Consider the following 18,972-nt stretch of genomic DNA (forward strand, 5'->3'; position numbering starts at 1 on the left):
CTACCAGTGAGTAGGAAATCCAAACTCACCGTAGCCCGCGGCGTTGGAAAATCCAACCCTCCCCTAGACTGATCCTCATGGCCGACCGCAAAGACCCGCGCCCCTGTTCCATCGCCGACACCCTCGCGCTCGTCGGCGAGAAGTACTCCCTGCTCGTGCTGCGGGAGGTGTGCCTGGGCAACGGCCGGTTCGACCGGCTGGTGCGCAACATCGGCGCCCCGCGCGACATCCTGGCCACCCGGCTGCGCCGGCTCGTCGACGCCGGGATCCTGGCCAAGCATCCCTACAGCGAGCGCCCGCAGCGCTTCGAGTACCGGCCGACGCAGGCAGGGCTGGAACTGGAGCCGGTGCTGACGACTCTCATGGCATGGGGCGACCGCCACCTCCGGCCCGACGGCGACCGCCCGATGATCCTGGAGCACTCCTGCGGGCGGCCCCTCGACCCGGCCGTCACCTGCCGAGCCTGCGGCGACGAGGTGCGCCACGAGGACCTCACGGCCCGCCCACAGGCCCCGGGCTGGACGGTGACCGGACCCACCGCGGCCTGATCGCCGCTGGTCGGGAGCGCTTCCAAACCCCTGTGTCCGGTGGGCCGCCGGGGGACGCTACGCTTCCCCCTCGGCACACCTGATCCCCCGTTCATCGCAACGGCGGCCCGGTGCGCCCGTCGTCCGTCCCACGATCGGCACTTGGACTCCGCTACCTCATGTCTTGGTTCGAATCATTCATCCTCGGACTCGTCCAGGGGCTGACCGAGTTCCTCCCCGTCTCCTCCAGCGCTCACCTGCGGCTGACGGCGGCCTTCGCCGACTGGAAGGACCCGGGCGCCGCCTTCACGGCGATCACGCAGATCGGCACCGAGGCGGCCGTGCTGATCTACTTCCGCAAGGACATCGGGCGGATCCTGTCGGCCTGGTCGCGCTCGCTCACGAACAAGGCGATGCGCAGCGACCCCGATGCCCGGATGGGCTGGCTGGTGATCGTCGGCTCGATCCCGATCGGCGTGCTCGGCGTGACGCTGAAGGACCAGATCGAGGGACCGTTCCGCGATCTGCGGATCACCGCGACGATGCTGATCGTCATGGGCATCGTCCTGGGCGTCGCCGACCGGCTCGCGGCCCGCGACGAGAGCGGTGGCAAGCACCGAGCGCCCAAGCAGCGCAAGGCCCTCGAGGACCTGGGCGTACGGGACGGCCTGATCTACGGCGTCTGCCAGGCCATGGCGCTCGTCCCGGGCGTCTCCCGCTCCGGCGCCACCATCAGCGGCGGCCTGTTCATGGGCTACAAGCGCGAGGCCGCGGCCCGCTACTCCTTCCTGCTCGCCATCCCCGCGGTGCTCGCCTCGGGCCTGTTCGAGCTGAAGGACGCGACGGAGGGCGGCCACATCTCCTGGGGGCCGACGATCTTCGCGACGGTCATCGCCTTCGTCGTCGGGTACGCGGTGATCGCATGGTTCATGAAGTTCATCTCCACCAAGAGCTTCATGCCGTTCGTCTACTACCGCATCGCGCTCGGCATCGTCATCATCGCCCTGGTCAGCATGGGTGCGCTGAGCCCGCACGCCGCCGAGTCGGCGGGCTGACCCGCGGGTCCTGTGACCCCGGTCTCGTGACCAACCGCATAGCCGTCGGGTAGCCGTCCGGTAGCGGGCTGTCAGTGGCTGCCCCTAGGCTTGTCCGCATGTCCCCCGATTTCGTGACCCCTGGTTCCGTGCGGTCCGCTGCCGAGGTCAACGAGGAGATCCGTGCGCTGTGGCAGCGCACGGGCGGCACCCTGTCGGCAGAGGAGCGCGCGGAGTACGAGCTTCTCGTCGTCGAATGGGCCGCCGCACTCCGAGGCGGCGTCGCCAAGGCAGCCTGAGCGGTTCCTTGCGCAACAACCCGGCGGCCAAATTCACTTACCGGTGCGGCAGCGGTTCGAGGTGCAGATCCCGTTCCGGATCCCACCGCACCCGCGAGGCTCCCAGACCCGCGTACACCCCTGCGCCCTGTCGTGCTCGGGCCCTGCTGACCTACCATCTCACCAGTCCAGGGTGACGCTGCTCGGGTGCGCGAAGGGGGAACCGTGCTGACCGAGATCACGGTGGCGGCGATCGGCGCAGCAGGGACACTCGCAGTTGCCTACGTGGCACGAGAGGGGCCGCGCCGGGAGCAGCGAGAGCGGGGGGTGCCTCTGATGACTCTCAGCGAGCATTGCGGCTACATCAAAGGAGTCGCCGAGGCTGCGGTCGCGGACTGTGAGCGAACGATCGGCCTGCTGTCCGGGCGCCGGCGAAGTCAGGTCACCTGGTCGGCGTGTGAGACGTACGAAGCATTCACGGAGAAGACGTCCGCAGACAAGGACGACCCTCGGCCTTTCGCCAGTCAATTGCGGTACTACAGCTCAAGGGTCGACGAGTTCGGCATTGTTCTGAGGTCTGTATGCGATCGCATCGACCGAATAGCCGGAACGTCGGCACCGGGCCAGGGACGGGTCAGGGCGCAGGATTTCAAAGAGCTGAGAAGGATGGATCTCGCTCAACTCAAGGTCCAGCTCCGGAACCTGGACGAGCAGTTCATCGCTCTGCAGACTGTCTGGCTCGACAAGGTCAAACCCCTGGTACCGCCGGGGGCACCTCGTTACTTCTCCAGACGTTCCCATCACCATTACAAGCGGTTCGTGGCCATGGGGCGGAGCACGGAGTTCGCCCACCCTCGCAGGCAGCAAGCGCCCGACGAGGAAACGGGTGCGCCGGGCCCTGGTGAACCGCGTGATGCCGGTTCAGGTCTCCCAGCGTGTGGACACTGCATCTGGCAGTGCCCACATGCCCCTGGTCACAATGGCCTCGCAGTCATCACACCGCAGACCACCACTGCGCCGGCCACTGCAGCCAACACGCTGGGCCCGATCCCGTCGGCGCCCCCGTCATTCCCACCACCGGACCGCCCACCTGGCGCTCTGACCACCTGACGGCGCCCCCGTCACAGGGGGCCGAGGCCCTGTGGTGCACCTCACCGCACTCCGCAGCGCGAAGCACCGACTTACGGCGACGCACGGCATCTGTTCAGCGCCGCCACTCATAGACACCCGGTGAGGACTGCAGGACCTCGCTCGGCCATTCCTTCAGCACCCGCCCGAACAGTCTCCGCTGTTCGTCGATCCAACCCTCTTCGAGGTTCATGGGAAGGAACACGGACACGCACGAACGGCCCGGATCCTCGACCTGCACAGCGGGAGTCCCATGTTCTTCGTGGTATGGCTGGATCCTGATCTCGGGGCTGTGGCCGTCGTTCCTCCAGCGGTGTTGCTCTGCCCACCTTCGCCCGCCAGGGTTCACGGTGCCGAATCAGAGAATCGGCCACAAGCAGATCGTCCCGGGTATCGGAGTCGGGCCCCACCGCCCCTCGGCGGCCATCGAATATCACGCGCGCAAGGCCCTTGGCCCGGCCCCCGCCATGCCCAACACTGAGCCGATGACGCAGCGTGTGGAACTGGCCACCGTGAGAGACCGGCTGGCCGTCGACGGACTGATCACCGACTACGCGGTGGCGGTCGACGACGGCGACTGGGAGGCGTACCGAGGGCTGTTCGCCCCGCGAGGGCGGGCGGACTACCGCTCGGCGGGCGGCATCGAGGGAGAGGCCGGGGCGGTCGCCGCCTGGCTCGCCGAGAGCCTGGGGCTGTTCCCGACGCGGCAGCATCTGATCGTCAACCGGCGGGTGCGTTTCGGGATCTGGGAGCAGGACACCGGTGACACGGCCGAGGTCCAGGCCGACTACGTCAATCCCATGGCCGCCTCCGGACCCGCTCCCGACTTCGTGTGCGGCGGCCGGTACGCCTTCTCGGCACTGCGCACGGCCGACGGCTGGCGGCTGAGCGAGGTGGTCGTGCGGGAGAAGTGGCGGCGCCTTTCCGAGCCGCGCACGGCACCTGTGGTCAACTGACCCGGCGTCCGGTGTCCTAGATCGTCCGCAGGGCGCACACTGGAGGCACCCGCGGGTAGGAGGCGCCTATGAAGACGCTCGGCCACTGGCTCGCCTCCCCCTGGCGCCGCTCGGCCGCCGCGGCGGTCGCGGGCGCCCTCCCCGTCCTCGCCTTCCCCGCGCCGTCCCTGTGGTGGTGCGCCTACGTCGCGCTGGTGCCCTGGCTCCTGCTGCTGCGCACCGCGCCGACCGGGAGGCGGGCCGCGTACGACGGCTGGTGCGGCGGCTTCGGCTTCATGCTGGCCATGCACCACTGGCTGCTGCCGAGCCTGCACGTGTTCACGTTTGTCATCGCCGCCCTCCTGGGCGCCCTGTGGGCCCCCTGGGGCCGGCTGGTGCGCCGCCTGCTGGGCGGCTCCCCCTCCGGGAGGCGGGTCGCGGTGGCACTGCTGGTGCTGCCGTCCGGCTGGCTGGCCATCGAGCTGATCCGCTCCTGGCAGGGGCTCGGCGGCCCCTGGGGCATGCTCGGCAGCAGCCAGTGGCAGGCCCAGCCCGCGCTGCGGCTCGCCTCGGTGGGCGGGGTGTGGCTGCTCAGTTGTCTGCTCGTGGCGGTCAATGTCGCGGTCGCCGTTCTCGTCGCGGTCCGCCGGTCCCGGGTGCCGGCCGTGGCCGGTCTGGTCGCCACGGCCGCGGCCACCTCCGCCGCCTGGACCCTCTCGCCCCGTCCCGCCGTCGACGGCCACGTCAGGATCGCGGTCGTGCAACCCGGGGTCATCGCCGGTCCCGACGGCCGGTTCGACCGCGAGGAGCAGCTCACCCGCCGCCTCGCCGGTCAGGACGTCGACCTGATCGTCTGGGGCGAGAGCAGCGTCGGTTTCGACCTCGGGGACCGGCCCGGCCTCGCCCGGCGGCTCGCGGACCTCTCCCGCGCGACGGGCGCCGACATCCTGGTCAACGTGGACGCCCGGCGCTCCGACAAGCCCGGCATCTACAAGAGCTCGGTCCTGGTCGGGCCCGACGGCCTGACCGGCGAGCGCTACGACAAGATGCGGCTCGTGCCGTTCGGCGAATACATCCCCGCCCGCTCCCTGCTCGGCTGGGCCACCTCCGTCGGCAAGGCCGCGGGCGAGGACCGCAGGCGCGGCTCGCAGCCGATCGTGATGAACGTCGGGGACGATCTGCGCGTCGGCCCGCTGGTGTGCTTCGAGACCGCCTTCCCCGACATGACCCGTCATCTCACCCGGGAGGGCGCCGACGTACTGATCGGCCAGTCGTCGACGTCCACGTTCCAGCACAGCTGGGCACCCGAGCAGCACGCGTCGCTGGCCGCGCTGCGGGCCGCCGAGACCGGCCGCCCCATGGTGCACGCGACCCTGACGGGCGTCTCGGCCGTCTACGGCCCGGACGGACAGCGCCTCGGATCATGGCTCGGCACGGACACCTCCGCCGCGCGGGTCTACGACATCCCCCTCGCCCACGGCACCACGCCCTACGTCCGCCACGGCGACTGGACGGTGCACGCGGCGATGCTGATCCTCGCCCTGTGGCTCGTGGGCGAAGGCGCGAAAACCCTGCGGATCAGGCGGTCCGCTCCTGCACCGCGCGTACCACCCGCTCGCACAGTTCATGGGTCTCCAGCGCGTCCCGGGCGCTGAGCACCCTGCCCGCCCGGACCGCGTCGAGGAACGCCAGCACCGCCTGCTCGATCCCGCGCTGCCGGGCCACCGGCACCCAGTCACCGCGCCGCCGCACGGTCGGCTGCCCCTTGTGGTCGACGACCTCGGCGAGGTTGACCACCTGCCGTTTGGTGTCCTGCCCGGACACCTCGAGGATCTCCTCGGCGGAACCGCTGAGCCGGTTCATCACGCCGAGCGCGGTGAAGCCGTCCCCGGCGAGCTGGAGCACCAGGTGGTGGAGCAGCCCGTCGCGGACGCGGGCGCGCACGGTCACGTCGTCGATCTCGCCGGGCACGAGGAAGCGCAGGGTGTCGACGACGTGGATGAAGTCGTCGAGGATCATCGCGCGGGGTTCCTCCGGCAGCCCGATGCGGTTCTTCTGCATGAGGATGAGCTCGCGCGGATGGTCCGCGCACTGGGTGTAGCCGGGTGCGTGGCGCCGGTTGAAGCCGACGGCGAGGCTGACGTCCCGCTCCTCGGCGAGCGTCACCAGCCGCGCGGAGTCCTCCAGTGCGTAGGCGAGCGGCTTGTCGACGTAGGTCGGTACGCCCGCCTGGAGAAGCCGCGTCACGATCTCCGGGTGCACGAGGGTGGGGGCGTGCACGAAGGCCGCGTCGAGGTCTGCCGCGAGCAGCGAGTCGAGGGTGGTGTGCCGTCGCTCCCGCGGGACGTGGAGGCTCTCGGCGACCCGGTCGAGCGTGGCGGGCGTACGGGTCTGCAGGTGCAGTTCGACGCCGGGCCGGAGGGCGAGGACCGGGAGGTAGGCCTTCTGCGCGATGTCACCGAGTCCGATGCAGCCGACCTTCACGGGGTGATCTCCTCTAGCCGTTGTCTGCCGGGGTCTGCTCGGAGCATACGGCGTCCGTCTGCGGGGGCCGCCAGTCGGCGATGCCGTCGAAACTGCGCAGGAACAGGGCGGGGCCGGCCAGCGACAGCATGCTCATGACCGTGTCGCGCACGGCGATACCGGACCGGCTGCTCATCAGGCTGAGGCGGGACGCCGTCACGGCCTGGCGGGCGATGGCGGTCGTGCGGGGGCGCCGGGCGGCGGTGTAGGCGGCGAGGTCGTCCCCGTGGTGGGCGAGGACGACGGCGTCCTCGATGGCCTGGTTGCCGCCCTGGCCGAGACTCGGCGGCATGGCGTGCGCGGCGTCGCCGAGCAGCGCGACCCGGCCGTGGTGATAGGCGGGCAGGGGGTCGGCGATGTGGTGGACGTCGTGGCGCAGCACGTCCTCGGGGCGGACGGCCGCGAGCACGGCGGGGATCGGGTCGTGCCAGTCACCGAAGAGACGCAGCAGCTCCGACTTCTCGTCGTCGGGCGCCCGTCCGCCGGCGGGGGTCCTGGCGCCGGCGTAGGCATAGACGCGGCCGTCCTTCAGCGGGTGGGTGCCCCAGATGCGGCCCGGGCCCCAGGTCTCGTGGGAGGCGAACCGGACGCCGGGGACGGGCACCACGACTCGCCAGGTCGTCCAGCCGGAGTAGACGGCGCCCGGGTGGTGCGGGAAGAGCGTCCCGCGGACGACGGACCGGATGCCGTCCGCGCCGACCACGAGATCGGCCTGCAGTTCGTCGTCCGCGGTCGCGACGCGAGCCGGCCGGCCGGGAGCGCCGCTGTCGAGGAGGGTCGCTGCGGCGTCCGTCCGGACGGCGCCCGCGGGGAGCAGCGCGGCCAGGCGCTCGACCAGGGTGGCGCGGTGCAGCAGGACGAGCGGCCCGCCGAAGCGCCGGGCGGCGGCCTCGGCGGAGGATCGGGAGAGCCACCGTCCTTTCGGGCTGCGCAGGCCTCCGTCCCCCGACCAGGCGGCGAGTTCGCGGATCTCGTCGCCGAGTCCGATGACGTCCAGTGCGCGCAGGGAGTTGGGCGCGAGGGAGATGGCCGCGCCGACCGGTTCCAGCGAACGGGCCCGCTCCAGCACGGTGACCCGCACACCGCGCCGGCTCAGGGCGACCGCCGCCGTCAGGCCTCCGATCCCAGCGCCGATCACGACGGCATGCCCGGGCTGTCCCATGGCTTCTCCTTCTGCGACTACACCTGTAGTTGACGCCGTCGACGTTACTACAGGTGTAGTCGGAGGGGTAGCGTGAGGCCCATGTCCGTACGCACCGAAGGCCCCGCCCGCTCCGACCTCGTCGCCGACACGGCCCTCGCCCTGCTCGCCGAGCGGGGGATGCGCGGCCTCACGCACCGGGCGGTCGACGAGCTGGCCGGGCTCCCGCAGGGCTCCACTTCGAACCTCGCGCGGACCCGGCAGGCCCTGCTGGAGCTGGCGGTGCGGCGCCTGGCCGACCGTGAGGCCCGGGTGCTGGGCCTGCACGAGATGCCGGGCCCCGAGGCCGGAGCCGGCTCCGTGGCGGACGCCCTGGCCCTGGCGACCCACCGGGCCCTGACGCAGCACCGCGCGCTCACCCTCGCCCGCTACGAACTGGCCCTGGAGGCGACGCGCCGCCCCGAGCTGCGGGCCTTCTTCGACGCCACGGGCGCCCGCTTCCGGGACCGGCTCACCGCGCTGGTCGAAGCCATGGGCTCGACGGATCCCACCCGGCACACCCTCTCGCTCGTCGCCTGGGCGGACGGGCTGATGTTCAGCTGCGTGGCGGGGTCGTTCGGCGCCGAGGTGCCGAGCCTGGAGGAGGTGCGGGCCGGGCTGCGGGAACTGCTGGAAGGGATGCTCAAGGGCTGAAAATCTTGTTGGTGCGCCGGGGGCGGCTCGGAAAGGATGCCTCCATGACGAACGAACGCACCATGCCCGCCCCCACGGCCGACGAGCGCACCATGCTGGAGGGCTGGCTGGACTTCCACCGGCGGACCCTCGCCTGGAAGTGCGAGGGCCTGAGCGACGAACAGCTCAGGTCCGCGGCCGTCGAACCGTCCGACCTGTCCCTGATGGGGCTGGTCCGGCACATGGCGGACGTGGAACGCAACTGGTTCCGCCGGGTACTGACGGGCGAGGACGTGCGGCCGATCTACTGGAGCGACGAGGACCCGGACGGCGAGTTCCACCTCACCGAGGCGGACACCTGGCAGGAGGCCCGCTCCACCTGGCAGGCCGAGATCGAGACGGCCCGGCGCAACGCGGCACGCTTCGGCCTCGACGACATCACCGAGGGCAAGCACCGCCGCACCGGCGAGCGGTTCAATCTCCGGTGGCTCTACACCCACATGATCGAGGAGTACGCACGGCACAACGGCCACGCCGACCTGCTCCGCCAGCGCATCGACGGCGCGACCGGCGACTGACGTCACCACCCCGCGCGAGCGACCGCGTCACCACGCCCACCTTCGGTGACTGCCGTCGCCACCGTCTCATGCGTCGCCCACGTCACCCCCGTCACGCCGAGGCCCTCCGTACGGGGCGCGAGATCACCCGTGCGGGGCAACCTCCGCCCGTTCCGCCGCCCCACGGCGGGCCGGACGCACCAGAGTTGCGCGGGTGCATCGAACGACGACCACAGCGACGCTCCTGGTGACCGTGGCGGTCTCGGCCCTCTCCGGCTGTACGACGGTCCCGCATCCCGCCGCGCCGGGTCCCCTGGCGACACCGTCCCGGCCGTCGGCGCCGCAGCCGGAGGGTGCGGCGCGGACCCCGATCGTGCAGGCACCGGCCCGCGAGGCCCTGTCGCTCATCGAAGAGGCGTCCGGCCGCCCGGAGCCGGCCAAGCCGGCGGCCCGGCCTGCCGCTCCCCCGGCGGCCTCGCGGCAGACCGGGGCGCCGCAGGCCGGGCACCGCGATGTCCGTCCGCCCCCCGCCCGCCCGGGACACCCCGAGCCCGCACCGCGCCGCCCTCAGCGGTCCTGGGCCGGCATCCCCGACGTGTCGGAGTCCGTACGCCGGAACGTCGAGAAGAGCGTCCCCGGCAACGACGCGGACGTGTGCGCGCTGGGCAAGCGCTACGGAGGATGGCGGGCGGACAGCCCGGAGGCGACGATCTGCCACGACACGTACCGGCGTTGACCCGCCGCGTCAGGGTCGCTGACGCGGCGGCGTCCACGTCCCCGTGCCGCCCTCCCCCAGCCGGGACTCCAGCCGTCCGATGGCCGCCCGCACGCCCTCGGCGTAGCCGTCGTCGCTGAGGGCGGTGGCGGCTTGCCGGGCCCACCGCAGGTGCGCGCGGGCGGCGTCGCCGCGACCCAGCCTGACGTAGTCGTCGGCCAGGTTCAGGTGCAGGGAGGGGTAGAGCGCGGTCACCGAGAGGGCCTCCTCCCCGGCCTCCCCGGCGGCCGTCAACGCGCGCAGGTCCCAGGCCAGTTCGTCCGCAGGGTCGTCCTGGGTGTCGGCGAGGTAGTGGGCGAGGGTGCAGCGGTGCAACGGGTCGCCGTCCTCGCCGATCTCCGCCCACAGGCCGAGGAGCCGGTGCCGGGCCTCCTCCCGGTCACCGGCGTGGTGCAGCATGACCACCTGCCCGATCCGGGTCAGTACGGCATCGGGTGCCGTCTGCTCCTGCCGCTCCGCCACGACGCCCTCCGCCCACTCGCCGGCTGTTCCGCCGACGCTAACCGCAGGCGGGGGCGATTCGGCGCAGGCGTCTCCGGACACCACCCGGCCCGTCACGGCACGGCCGTACGCCCCGCAGGCCTCAGCCCAGGTTCGGGATCGTCCAGTCGATCGGCGTGTGGCCCTGGGCCGCCACCGCTTCGTTGATCTGCGTGAAGGGTCGCGAGCCGAAGAACTTCTTCGCCGACAGGGGCGAGGGATGCGCACCCTTGACCACGATGTGCCGGGACTCGTCGATCAGCGGGAGCTTCTTCTGCGCGTAGTTGCCCCACAGGACGAACACGGCCGGGTCGGGGCGCTCGGCCACGGCCCGGATCACGGCGTCGGTGAACTTCTCCCAGCCGCGGCCCTTGTGCGAGTTGGCCTCGCCGCCGCGGACCGTGAGGACCGCGTTGAGCAGCAGCACGCCCTGCTCGGCCCACGGCATCAGATAGCCGTTGTCGGGGATCGGCGTGCCCAGCTCCTGCTGCATCTCCTTGTAGATGTTGCGCAGGGACGGCGGGATCCGTACGCCCGGCCTGACCGAGAAGCACAGACCGTGCCCCTGGCCTTCGCCGTGGTAGGGGTCCTGACCGAGGATCAGGACCTTGACTCCCTCGTACGGCGTGGCCTCCAGCGCCGCGAAGACCTCCTCGCGCGGCGGGTGGACGGGACCCTTCGCCCGCTCCTCCTCGACGAACTCCGTCAGCTCCTTGAACCAGGGCTGCTGCAGCTCGTCGCCCAGAACCCCGCGCCAGGACTCGGGCAGCATGGCGGTGTCGGTCACGTCAACGTCCTCACGATGTGCGGTCACTTCCCGGCCTCAGAACCTACAGGCGACCACTGACAACGCGTCCGGGACAGCCCGCCGCCGGACCGCCTACCAGGCGGTCTTGCGGTGCAGCTCCCACATCATCATGATCGTCGACGGGTCCAGGGCCCGCTCCGCGCCCGAGACGTCCCGGCTGGCCGCCACGTACTGCCGGCCCTGCCACAGCGGCAGCAGCCGCGCGTCGTCCACGAGGATCTGCTGGGCCTCCTCGAACTCCTTCACCACCTTCGCGCGGTCGCTCTCGCGGCGCGAGCGGGGCAGCAGGTCGCCGGTGATCTCGGGCGCCGGGTAGGGCGTGCCGAGGGCGTTCTGGTCGCCGACGAACGGCGCGATGAAGTTCTCGGCGTCCGGGAAGTCGGGGAACCAGCCGCGCCCGAAGACGGGGTACTCGCCCTTCTGGTAGCCCTCGACGTACGTCTTCCACGGCCGGCTCTTCAGGCTGATCGAGAACAGTCCGGAGGCGTCGAGCTGGCGCTTCAGCTCCTTGAACTCCCCGGCGGTCTCGGAGCCGTAGCGGTCGCTGGTGTACCAGAAGGTGAGCGGGACGCGCTGGTTGATGCCCGCCTCGGTGAGGATCTTGCGGGCCTTGGCGACGTCGGGGTCGCCGTAGTCGTCGAAGAAGCCCGTGGTGTGGCCCGTGAGGCCCTTGGGGACCATGGAGTACAGCGGGTCCACGGTGTCCTTGTAGACCTTGTGGGCGATCGCCGCCCGGTCGACGACCTGCGCGATGGCCTGGCGCACGGCCTTCTTGTTCGCCCAGGAGTCCTTCGGGTTGAACACCAGGTAGTTGATGTCGGTGCCGGTGCCCTCGACGAGCTGGATCTCCTCGTCCTTGGAGGACTTGCTCTGCAGTTCGACCACGTCACCGGCCGCCAGACCGCGGTAGGTCACGTCGATCTGCCTGTCCCGCAGCGCCGTCACCATGGTGTCGGAGTCCTGGAAGTAGCGGACGGTCACCGCGTCGTTCCGGCGCTCCGCGTAGCCCTTGTAGGAGTCGTTGCGGACGAGGACGGCCTCTTTGCCCTCGGAGTACGAGTCGAGGGTGTACGGCCCGGACCCGACCACGTCGTCGCCCTTGCGCAGGCTGCCGTCCGGGTAGGCGTCCGGGGACACGATCGACATGGCGGGGGTGGCGAGCACGAACGGGAAGGTCGAGTCCGGCTTGTTGAGGTGGAAGATCACCTCACGCTCGCTCGGCGCCTGGACCCGCTCCAGGCTGCCCAGGAGACCGGCGGGGCCGCCGTTGACGTTGATCTTGCGGATCCGGTCGAACGAGTACTTCACCGCCCGGGCGTCGAGCGCGTCGCCGTTGGAGAACTTCAGGCCCTCGCGCAGCTCGCAGCGGTAGACCTGGTTCGAGGAGTCGCTGAAGCCGCACTGCTCGGCGGCGTCCGGCTGGGGCGTGCTCGCGCCCGTCGGGTAGCTCAGGAGCGTCTGGTAGATGTTGCGGAACAGTTCCCAGGAGCTGTCCCACGACGCGGCGGGGTCGAGCGTGCTGGGCGAACTGGTGGTGCCCACGACGATCGGCCCTTCGTCCTCCGGGGTGTCGGAGGACAGCACGCCGCATCCGGCGAGCAGGGACGATATGGACGCGATGGCCGCCACCTGCCGCAGGCATCGGTTCCGGTTGAACACGCGCACGCTCCTCGATCTGCCATGCCAAGGGTCGGCAGACCATACCGCAGTGCCGCGCCGCCTGACCCTCCCCGTCCATGACCGCTTGATCGACAAACCTTTGACGACGTTGTCATCGCACTTTGCGGAGCCTTTACGCCGGAACGGGCGCCCGTCGTGCCGCCGGCGCCCGTTCCGGTCCGTGTGGTCGATCCTCGCGTCAGCCGGTTCCGGCGTTGAGGAAGATGCCGCCGTCGACGACGAGCGTCTGGCCGGTGACCCAGTCGGACTGCCCGGAGGTGAGGAAGGCGGCCGCGCCCCCGATGTCGGAGGGCACCCCGAGCCGGCCGAGCGGGTAGGCCGCCGCGGCCTCCTCCTCGCGGCCCTCGTACAGGGCCTGGGCGAACTTGGTCTTCACGACGGCCGGGGCGATCGCGTTGACCCGCACCTTGGGCGCGAACTCGTGCGCGAGCTGCACCGTCAGGTTGATCATCGCGGCCTTGCTGACGCCGTAGGCGCCGATGAACGGCGAGGGCGACAGGCCCGCGACGGAGGCGATGTTGACGATCGCGCCGCCGTTGTCCTTCTGCCAGGCGTGCCAGGTCCGCTGGGCGAAGCCGAGCGCCGAGACGACGTTGGTCTCGAACACCTTGCGGGCGACGTTCAGGTCGAGGTCGGCGATGGGCCCGAACACCGGGTTGGTGCCGGCGTTGTTGACCAGGTAGTCGACCCGGCCGAAGGCCTCCATCGTGCGCTCGACGGCGAGGGCCTGGTGGGCCTCGTCGTGCGCCTTGCCCGCCACATGGACGGCGCGGTCGGCGCCGAGTTGCTCGACGGCCTCCTTGAGGGCGTCCTCGTTGCGGCCGGTGATGCACACGCGGTCACCGCGCGCGACGAGGGCCTCGGCGACGCCGTAGCCGATGCCGCGGCTGGCGCCCGTGACGAGGGCGACCTTGCCGGAGAGTTCCACGGAAGTCATGTTCTTCGTCCTCTAGTCGAGCGGTCCGCCGGCCACGTACAGCACCTGGCCGGAGACGAATCCGGCCGCCTCGCCGGTGAAGAAGGCGATGGCGTTGGCGATGTCCTCCGGCTCACCGACCCGGGCCACCGGGATCTGAGTGGCGGCGGCGGCCTTGAAGTCCTCGAACCCCATGCCGACGCGGTCGGCGGTGGCCTTGGTCATCTCGGTGGCGATGAAGCCGGGCGCGACGGAGTTGGCGGTGACGCCGAACTTGCCGAGCTCCTTGGCGAGGGTCTTGGTGAAGCCCTGCAGGCCCGCCTTGGCGGCCGAGTAGTTGACCTGGCCGCGGTTGCCGAGCGCCGACGACGAGGACAGGTTGACGATCCGGCCGAAGCCCGCGTCCACCATGTGCTTCTGGCAGGCCTTGGACATCAGGAAGGCGCCGCGCAGGTGCACGTTCATGACGGTGTCCCAGTCGGAGACGCTCATCTTGAACAGCAGGTTGTCGCGCAGCACGCCCGCGTTGTTGACCAGGATCGTCGGGGCGCCGAGCTCCTCGGCGATGCGCGCGACGGCCGCCTCGACCTGCGCCTCGTCGGAGACGTCGCAGCCGACGGCGATGGCCTTGCCACCGGCGGCGGTGATCTTCTCGACGGTGTCCTTGCAGGCCGCCTCGTCGAGGTCGAGCACGGCGACCGCGCGGCCCTCCGCGGCCAGTCGTACGGCGGTGGCGGCACCGATGCCGCGCGCGGCACCGGTCACGACGGCAACCCGCTGCTCAGTGGTGGACATGACTGCTACTCCTCGGGTGAGCGACCGCTTAGTACCTTCAGTGGGTGTGACGCTAGAAGCCCTGGCACGCGGTGTCAACGGCCGGAGGCGGCATGTGATCCATCACCCGGGCCCGCACGGCCCGGCGGCGTCCCCGGGAACACCCGATCGGCCCATGACGGCGCGCCGCCGCGCTCCTCGGCGCCTAGCGTCGGATCGCGAGCCACCCATGGCCGGAAGGGAGGCGCTCCATGCGCCGTCGCACCGGTGTCGTGGGCGCGCTGTTCGCGATCGTCGCGATCGTGCCCATGGCCGACCCCGCTCATGCCCGGCAGGACCTGGACTGCCGCGACTTCGCTTTCCAGGAGGACGCGCAGGCCGTCTTCGACGCGGACCCGAGCGATCCCAACAGGCTGGACGAGGACCAGGGCCCCGACGACGGCGTGGCGTGCGAGGCGCTGTCCCACCGCGGGATCATCGACCCCACGACGTCCCCCACCTCACCCCGTCCCTCGGCCAGTCCGTCCGCGTCTCCCTCGCCCCGTCCCTCCGCTTCCGTCACCACCGCGCCCACCAGCGCTCCGAGCCGGGGTGTGCGGGGCGGGCTGGGGGGTGCTGTGGCGTCGGGGCCGAGCGACTGGGACATCGCGATCGGGCTGACCTTCGCGGTGGGTGCCACGCTCGCCGCCGGTTACGTGGTGAGGCGCCGCCGGCGCTGACGGGCGGGCATCCCTCACCTCACCAGCAGGTCCAGCAGCCGTTCGGTCTCCGCCGCCGGGTCCGTGGTCAGGCCGGTGTGCACGGGGCCGGGCTGGACGATCGTGGAGCGGGGGGCGACGAGCCAGCGGAAGCGGCGGCCCGGGTCGTCGGAGGCCGCCTGCCCGGCCGCGCTCCCGCCTGCGCACAGGCCTTCCACGGCCCCCAGGGCGGCCCGGACCCCGGCCACGTCGGCCAGGGGGTCGAGGGCCAGCAGGCGGGTCTCGTCGAGGTGGGTGCGGGCCCCGACGTAGGCCTCGGCGCGGCAGTACACCAGCACCCCGGCGTTGATGCACTCGCCGCGCTCCACGCGCGGGACGACGCGCAGGACGGCGTACTCGTAGACGTGGCGGTCCCGGGGGCCGCCCCTGATGATGTGCCGGTCGTTCACTTCAGCCCCTGGATGCGGTCGTGGATGACGGCGGCCCGCGCCAGCAGCGGGCGCGCGTAGGCCTGTCTGAGATCGTCCGGCGCGGCGAAGCCGGGTTCGTCCGTGAGCCAGGTGTCCGGGATCTGCGCGGTGACGTCGGCGAGCAGTTCCTCGGTGAGCAGGGGTGCCAACTCGGCGGCGGCGGAGGCGACATCGGGGGCGAAGGACGCCAGCGCGTGGTCGGAGGCGTCGTACGGGCGGGCGGCGGAGGCCTCCACACCGGGCCAGTTGTGGTGCCAGATCATCGTCGCGCCGTGGTCGACGAGCCACAGCTCGCCGCGCCATCTCAGCAGGTTGGGGTTGCGCCAGGACCGGTCGACGTTGTTGATCAGCGCGTCGAACCAGACCACGCGGCCCGCCTCCTCGGGGCTCACCGGGAACGCGAGCGGGTCGAAGCCGAGCGCGCCGGAGAGGAAGTCCATGCCGAGGTTGGTGCCGCCGCTGGACCGGAGCAGGCTCTGCACCTGCTCCTCCGGCTCGCCCAGTCCCAGGTCCGGGTCGAGCGCGACGGTGACCAGACGCGGCATCCGCAGCCCCAGCCGCCGGGCGAGTTCCCCGCAGACCACTTCGGCGACGAGTGTCTTGCGCCCCTGTCCCGCACCGGTGAACTTCAGGACGTAGGTGCCGAAGTCGTCCGCCTCGACCAGGCCCGGCAGCGAACCGCCCTCGCGCAGGGGCGCGATGAAACGGGTCGCGATCACTTCCTTGAGCATCGCCCCAGGTTACTGACGCATCCGGCGGCCGTGGCGACGGCCTCGCGTGGCGGGCCGGAACCCGACAGCACGCCGACAGCTCCGCTTTACCCATCTCCTGGCCGGAACGGGTCAGGATTTCGGCGGGGCCTGAACAGCGGGTCCCCAGGGGCCGTACCTCTCGGCAGATCACGAATTCCCCCGGAAGGAACGTCAGCATGACCAGCGAATCCGTTCAGCCGATGTCGGGACCGAGCCGCCGCACCGTCGTGGCGGCGGTCGGCGCGGCGGGGCTCACCGTGGCGCTGACGGCGTGCGGTTCGGAAGACAAGGCGTCCGACCCGTCCACCGAACAGAGCGCCGGCGGTGGCGGCGCGACGAACGAAGGGGGCGGCTCGTCCGCCGGGGCGGGAGCCGGTGGTGCGGCGCTCGCGAAGACCGCCGACATCCCCGAGGGCAGCGGCAAGATCTTCAAGGACGAGAAGGTCGTGGTCTCCCAGCCGGCCGCGGGCGACTACAAGGCGTTCTCGACGATCTGCACCCACCAGAACTGCCCGATGGTGGATCTCAAGGGCGACACCATCTCCTGCACCTGCCACGGCAGTCAGTTCTCCGTCCTGGACGGCAGCGTGAAGAAGGGGCCGGCGGTCGAGCCGCTGGAGGCGAAGCGGATCAGCGTGAACGGCGACTCCATCACACTGGCCTGACGCCCCGCGCACGCTCCAGACACGCCAGCACCTCGTCCGTGGTCGCGACCGTGGCGACCAACGCGAGGGTGTGGCGGATCATCGCGGGGGTGTAGTCGGCGGGCACTCCCGCGATGGCGTCCGCCGGGACGACCACGGTGTAGCCGCGGTTCACGGCGTCGAACACGGCGTTGGGCACGGCCACGTTGGCCGAGACGCCGGTGACGATCAGCGTGCGGCAGCCGAGGTTGCGCAGCAGCGGATCGACGTCGGTGCCCTGCAGGGGCGACAGCCCGTGCAGCCGCCGGACGACGAGGTCCTCCTCGGCGACCTCGATCGGAGCGGCCACCCGCACCGCCGGCGTGCCGGTCAGCTGCTGGACGGGCAGCCGTGCGGCGGCGCGGAAGAGGCGGGCGTTGCGGCTGGCACCGCGGCCGTCGGGCCTGCGCTCGGCGACGGCGTGGACGACCTGGACGCCGCCGCCGTGGGCGGCCGACACCAGACGGGCGACGTTGGCGAGGGCGCCGCCGGCGCGTGCCTGTTCGGCGAGTGCGGGCAGGGCGCTGTCCGTTCCGACGACGCCTTCCTGGCACTCGACGGTGAGCAGCACGGTGGTGCGCGGTTCGAGGAGTTCGCTGAGCGCTGCGTACGAGGGCACGGTTTTCCCCTGTCACCGGCGGCCGGGCGGGCGAGCGTAGCCACCATTGCGCACGGACGGAAGAGCACTCATCCTTTTCTGACGTGATGTCAGAGGATCTCCTCTGGCACGACGTGGGAGAAAGAGGGGGAGCATGACCATCACGCAGCAGCGCAGGGGCCGGAAGATCATGATGACGCCGGGCGAGCTGGACGCGTTTCTGACCACCCAGCGCACCTGCCGGGTCGCCACGGTGTCGGCCGGCGGGGCGCCGCACGTGAGCACACTGTGGTTCGCCTGGGACGGCACCTCGATGTGGCTGTACTCGGTCGTGCGCAGCAAGCGCTGGACCGACCTGCGGCGCGATCCGCGGGTGGCGATCGTGGTCGACACCGGCGAGGAGTACGACGAGCTGCGCGGCGCCGAGCTGTCGGGCACCGTCGAGTTCGTGGGCGAGATACCCCGCACGGGCGAGCTGCGCGCCGAACTCGACGTGCCCGAGATGCTGTTCGCACGGAAGAACTTCCGCCTGGAGGAGATGCCGCACGACGGCCGGCACGCCTGGATCCGGCTGACTCCCGAGAAGATCGTCTCCTGGGACTTCCGCAAACTGGCCGGGCAGTAGCCCCTTCCGGACCGTCAGCCGACCCTCTCCCCCGCCGCCCGCAGGGCCTTCACCGCCGCACGGATCGACGGACGCCGGTCCGCGTCCGCGCGCCAGACGACGTACACGTGCCGGCGGACCCGCTGCCGGAGGGGGACGGTCACGACGCCGGCGGGCACGGGGTGACGGCCGAGCAGGGGGGCGATGCACACTCCGAGGCCCGCGGCGACCAGGGCGAGCTGCGTGTGGGTCTCGGCGGCGCGATGGCCGACGATCGGCTCGACACTCCTGGAGCGGAGGGTGAACATCAGCCACTCGTGGCAGAACTCGCCGTCGCCCCAGGTGATCCACTCGTCATCGGCGAACTCTCCGAGATCGACCTCCTCGCGCCCCGCGAGCCGGTGGTCCGCCCGTAGGGCGACCTCGGCCGGGTCGTCCAGGATCGACGCCTTGACCAGGCCCTCGGGCAGCGCCATCGGCTTGTTGTACCAGTCGAGCACCACGGCGAGATCGAGGTCGCCGCGCACGACTCCGGCGATGCCGCGCTCCGGTTCCAGCTCGCAGGAGCGCAGCCGGAGCGCGGGGTGCTGCTCTCGCAGTGCGGCCAGCGCGTGCGGGAACAGCCCTCGTGCGGCCGTCGGGAACGCCGAGAGCCGCAGCTCGCCGACGACCTGGCCGCGCTGCGCCTCCAGATCGGACTGGGCGAGTTCCACCTGGGACAGGATGCGCGCGGCGTGCTCGGCGAGCAGCCGGCCGGCGTCGGTCAGCCGCACGCCCCGGCCGTTCTTGGCGAGCAGTTGCTGACCGGCCTCCCGCTCCAGCTTGGACAGCTGCTGCGAGACGGCGGACGTCGTGATGTGCAGGCCCTCGGCCGCGCCGCTCACCGAGCCGTGCCGGGCCAGGGCGTCGAGGGTGCGCAGGCGCTCCAGGTTCAACATG

General features: G+C 71.4%; 23 protein-coding genes. 11 read left to right on the top strand and 12 right to left on the bottom strand.

Annotated elements, in window-relative coordinates; all coding sequences use genetic code 11:
* Positions 1–77 precede the first annotated feature (77 nt).
* The 3 genes from AB0F04_RS36655 to AB0F04_RS36665 all read left to right on the top strand — a co-directional run bounded on the left by AB0F04_RS36655 (position 78) and on the right by AB0F04_RS36665 (position 1,860).
* Positions 78–548, top strand: coding sequence for a helix-turn-helix domain-containing protein (locus AB0F04_RS36655; protein WP_362050400.1), 471 nt, complete (start codon positions 78–80; stop codon positions 546–548).
* Between the two features lie 158 nt (positions 549–706).
* Complete coding sequence (locus AB0F04_RS36660) at positions 707–1,582, top strand: undecaprenyl-diphosphate phosphatase (RefSeq protein ID WP_362050402.1); 876 nt, start codon at positions 707–709, stop codon at positions 1,580–1,582.
* 98 nt (positions 1,583–1,680) lie between these two features.
* Positions 1,681–1,860, top strand: a complete 180-nt coding sequence (locus tag AB0F04_RS36665; RefSeq protein WP_078956223.1) for a hypothetical protein — start codon at positions 1,681–1,683, stop codon at positions 1,858–1,860.
* A 1,183-nt stretch (positions 1,861–3,043) separates the two neighbouring features.
* Here the strand turns inward: AB0F04_RS36665 and AB0F04_RS36670 are convergent.
* The gene (locus AB0F04_RS36670) at positions 3,044–3,316 is read right to left on the bottom strand and encodes a DUF5959 family protein (protein ID WP_362050406.1); all 273 of its coding nucleotides are present in this window, start codon (positions 3,314–3,316) and stop codon (positions 3,044–3,046) included.
* A gap of 136 nt (positions 3,317–3,452) precedes the next feature.
* On the opposite strand from AB0F04_RS36670, the gene AB0F04_RS36675 reads away from it, so the two are divergent.
* A complete protein-coding gene (locus AB0F04_RS36675) occupies positions 3,453–3,923 on the top strand; it encodes a nuclear transport factor 2 family protein (RefSeq protein ID WP_362050409.1) in 471 nt (156 codons plus the stop codon).
* Positions 3,924–3,991: 68 nt separating this feature from the next.
* A complete protein-coding gene (lnt, locus tag AB0F04_RS36680; protein WP_362050412.1) occupies positions 3,992–5,557 on the top strand; it encodes an apolipoprotein N-acyltransferase in 1,566 nt (521 codons plus the stop codon).
* Here the strand turns inward: lnt and AB0F04_RS36685 are convergent.
* Positions 5,481–6,386, bottom strand: a complete 906-nt coding sequence (locus tag AB0F04_RS36685; protein WP_362050414.1) for a Gfo/Idh/MocA family oxidoreductase — start codon at positions 6,384–6,386, stop codon at positions 5,481–5,483. The two genes, lnt and AB0F04_RS36685, sit on opposite strands and share 77 nt — an antisense overlap.
* 13 nt (positions 6,387–6,399) lie before the next feature.
* Positions 6,400–7,587: an FAD-dependent monooxygenase gene (locus AB0F04_RS36690; protein ID WP_362050416.1), complete on the bottom strand. Its 1,188-nt coding sequence runs from the start codon at positions 7,585–7,587 to the stop codon at positions 6,400–6,402.
* 81 nt (positions 7,588–7,668) lie between these two features.
* Between AB0F04_RS36690 and AB0F04_RS36695 the strand changes: the two genes are divergently transcribed.
* The 3 genes from AB0F04_RS36695 (at position 7,669) to AB0F04_RS36705 (ending at position 9,531) form a co-directional block, all read left to right on the top strand.
* Positions 7,669–8,259, top strand: a complete 591-nt coding sequence (locus tag AB0F04_RS36695) for a TetR/AcrR family transcriptional regulator (RefSeq protein ID WP_362050419.1) — start codon at positions 7,669–7,671, stop codon at positions 8,257–8,259.
* A gap of 44 nt (positions 8,260–8,303) precedes the next feature.
* Complete coding sequence (locus AB0F04_RS36700) at positions 8,304–8,816, top strand: DinB family protein (RefSeq protein WP_362050421.1); 513 nt, start codon at positions 8,304–8,306, stop codon at positions 8,814–8,816.
* A gap of 193 nt (positions 8,817–9,009) precedes the next feature.
* Positions 9,010–9,531: a hypothetical protein gene (locus tag AB0F04_RS36705; RefSeq protein ID WP_362050424.1), complete on the top strand. Its 522-nt coding sequence runs from the start codon at positions 9,010–9,012 to the stop codon at positions 9,529–9,531.
* Between the two features lie 9 nt (positions 9,532–9,540).
* On the opposite strand, the gene AB0F04_RS36710 is transcribed toward AB0F04_RS36705, so the two are convergent.
* The 5 genes from AB0F04_RS36710 to fabG all read right to left on the bottom strand — a co-directional run bounded on the left by AB0F04_RS36710 (position 9,541) and on the right by fabG (position 14,249).
* A complete protein-coding gene (locus tag AB0F04_RS36710; protein WP_362050427.1) occupies positions 9,541–10,032 on the bottom strand; it encodes a hypothetical protein in 492 nt (163 codons plus the stop codon).
* A 121-nt stretch (positions 10,033–10,153) separates the two neighbouring features.
* On the bottom strand, positions 10,154–10,837 hold the full coding sequence (locus AB0F04_RS36715; RefSeq protein WP_362050430.1) for a uracil-DNA glycosylase: 684 nt from the start codon (positions 10,835–10,837) through the stop codon (positions 10,154–10,156).
* 93 nt (positions 10,838–10,930) lie between these two features.
* On the bottom strand, positions 10,931–12,517 hold the full coding sequence (locus AB0F04_RS36720) for an ABC transporter substrate-binding protein (protein WP_362050433.1): 1,587 nt from the start codon (positions 12,515–12,517) through the stop codon (positions 10,931–10,933).
* Positions 12,518–12,716: 199 nt separating this feature from the next.
* On the bottom strand, positions 12,717–13,475 hold the full coding sequence (locus AB0F04_RS36725) for an SDR family oxidoreductase (protein WP_362050436.1): 759 nt from the start codon (positions 13,473–13,475) through the stop codon (positions 12,717–12,719).
* 12 nt (positions 13,476–13,487) lie between these two features.
* A complete protein-coding gene (gene fabG / locus AB0F04_RS36730) occupies positions 13,488–14,249 on the bottom strand; it encodes a 3-oxoacyl-ACP reductase FabG (RefSeq protein ID WP_020270157.1) in 762 nt (253 codons plus the stop codon).
* A gap of 230 nt (positions 14,250–14,479) precedes the next feature.
* Between fabG and AB0F04_RS36735 the strand changes: the two genes are divergently transcribed.
* A complete protein-coding gene (locus AB0F04_RS36735) occupies positions 14,480–14,947 on the top strand; it encodes an excalibur calcium-binding protein (RefSeq protein WP_362050439.1) in 468 nt (155 codons plus the stop codon).
* 14 nt (positions 14,948–14,961) lie between these two features.
* On the opposite strand, the gene AB0F04_RS36740 is transcribed toward AB0F04_RS36735, so the two are convergent.
* Positions 14,962–15,375, bottom strand: a complete 414-nt coding sequence (locus AB0F04_RS36740) for a DUF3037 domain-containing protein (protein WP_053674159.1) — start codon at positions 15,373–15,375, stop codon at positions 14,962–14,964.
* Complete coding sequence (locus AB0F04_RS36745; protein ID WP_362050442.1) at positions 15,372–16,127, bottom strand: HipA family kinase; 756 nt, start codon at positions 16,125–16,127, stop codon at positions 15,372–15,374. The genes AB0F04_RS36740 and AB0F04_RS36745 overlap by 4 nt, the downstream gene beginning before the upstream one ends.
* A 197-nt stretch (positions 16,128–16,324) precedes the next feature.
* Here AB0F04_RS36745 and AB0F04_RS36750 point away from each other — a divergent pair, with 197 nt between their 5' ends.
* Positions 16,325–16,813 (top strand): Rieske (2Fe-2S) protein, encoded by a 489-nt coding sequence (locus AB0F04_RS36750; protein ID WP_362050445.1) that lies wholly within the window; start codon positions 16,325–16,327, stop codon positions 16,811–16,813.
* On the opposite strand, the gene AB0F04_RS36755 is transcribed toward AB0F04_RS36750, so the two are convergent.
* Positions 16,800–17,450 (bottom strand): cysteine hydrolase, encoded by a 651-nt coding sequence (locus AB0F04_RS36755; protein ID WP_362050448.1) that lies wholly within the window; start codon positions 17,448–17,450, stop codon positions 16,800–16,802. The two genes, AB0F04_RS36750 and AB0F04_RS36755, sit on opposite strands and share 14 nt — an antisense overlap.
* A 133-nt stretch (positions 17,451–17,583) precedes the next feature.
* Between AB0F04_RS36755 and AB0F04_RS36760 the strand changes: the two genes are divergently transcribed.
* Entirely contained in the window at positions 17,584–18,054 is a 471-nt protein-coding gene (locus AB0F04_RS36760; RefSeq protein WP_362050451.1) for a pyridoxamine 5'-phosphate oxidase family protein, read from the top strand.
* Positions 18,055–18,068: 14 nt separating this feature from the next.
* Here AB0F04_RS36760 and AB0F04_RS36765 read toward each other — a convergent pair whose 3' ends face one another.
* Positions 18,069–18,971, bottom strand: coding sequence for a LysR family transcriptional regulator (locus AB0F04_RS36765; RefSeq protein WP_362050454.1), 903 nt, complete (start codon positions 18,969–18,971; stop codon positions 18,069–18,071).
* Position 18,972 lies beyond the last annotated feature (1 nt).

The sequence above is a fragment of the Streptomyces sp. NPDC029041 genome (assembly GCF_040637515.1).
Lineage (GTDB): Bacteria > Actinomycetota > Actinomycetes > Streptomycetales > Streptomycetaceae > Streptomyces.

Excerpts from the sequence above, each read along its gene's own strand:
- AB0F04_RS36700 (WP_362050421.1), top strand. The coding sequence starts at position 8,304 with ATGACGAACGAACGCACCATGCCCGCCCCCACGGCCGACGAGCGCACC.
- AB0F04_RS36745 (WP_362050442.1), bottom strand. The coding sequence starts at position 16,127 with ATGCTCAAGGAAGTGATCGCGACCCGTTTCATCGCGCCCCTGCGCGAG.
- AB0F04_RS36750 (WP_362050445.1), top strand. The coding sequence starts at position 16,325 with ATGACCAGCGAATCCGTTCAGCCGATGTCGGGACCGAGCCGCCGCACC.
- AB0F04_RS36760 (WP_362050451.1), top strand. The coding sequence starts at position 17,584 with ATGACCATCACGCAGCAGCGCAGGGGCCGGAAGATCATGATGACGCCG.
- AB0F04_RS36655 (WP_362050400.1), top strand. The coding sequence starts at position 78 with ATGGCCGACCGCAAAGACCCGCGCCCCTGTTCCATCGCCGACACCCTC.
- AB0F04_RS36765 (WP_362050454.1), bottom strand. The coding sequence starts at position 18,971 with ATGTTGAACCTGGAGCGCCTGCGCACCCTCGACGCCCTGGCCCGGCAC.
- AB0F04_RS36735 (WP_362050439.1), top strand. The coding sequence starts at position 14,480 with ATGCGCCGTCGCACCGGTGTCGTGGGCGCGCTGTTCGCGATCGTCGCG.
- AB0F04_RS36695 (WP_362050419.1), top strand. The coding sequence starts at position 7,669 with ATGTCCGTACGCACCGAAGGCCCCGCCCGCTCCGACCTCGTCGCCGAC.
- AB0F04_RS36725 (WP_362050436.1), bottom strand. The coding sequence starts at position 13,475 with ATGACTTCCGTGGAACTCTCCGGCAAGGTCGCCCTCGTCACGGGCGCC.
- fabG (WP_020270157.1), bottom strand. The coding sequence starts at position 14,249 with ATGTCCACCACTGAGCAGCGGGTTGCCGTCGTGACCGGTGCCGCGCGC.
- AB0F04_RS36675 (WP_362050409.1), top strand. The coding sequence starts at position 3,453 with ATGACGCAGCGTGTGGAACTGGCCACCGTGAGAGACCGGCTGGCCGTC.
- AB0F04_RS36690 (WP_362050416.1), bottom strand. The coding sequence starts at position 7,587 with ATGGGACAGCCCGGGCATGCCGTCGTGATCGGCGCTGGGATCGGAGGC.
- AB0F04_RS36660 (WP_362050402.1), top strand. The coding sequence starts at position 707 with ATGTCTTGGTTCGAATCATTCATCCTCGGACTCGTCCAGGGGCTGACC.
- AB0F04_RS36665 (WP_078956223.1), top strand. The coding sequence starts at position 1,681 with ATGTCCCCCGATTTCGTGACCCCTGGTTCCGTGCGGTCCGCTGCCGAG.
- lnt (WP_362050412.1), top strand. The coding sequence starts at position 3,992 with ATGAAGACGCTCGGCCACTGGCTCGCCTCCCCCTGGCGCCGCTCGGCC.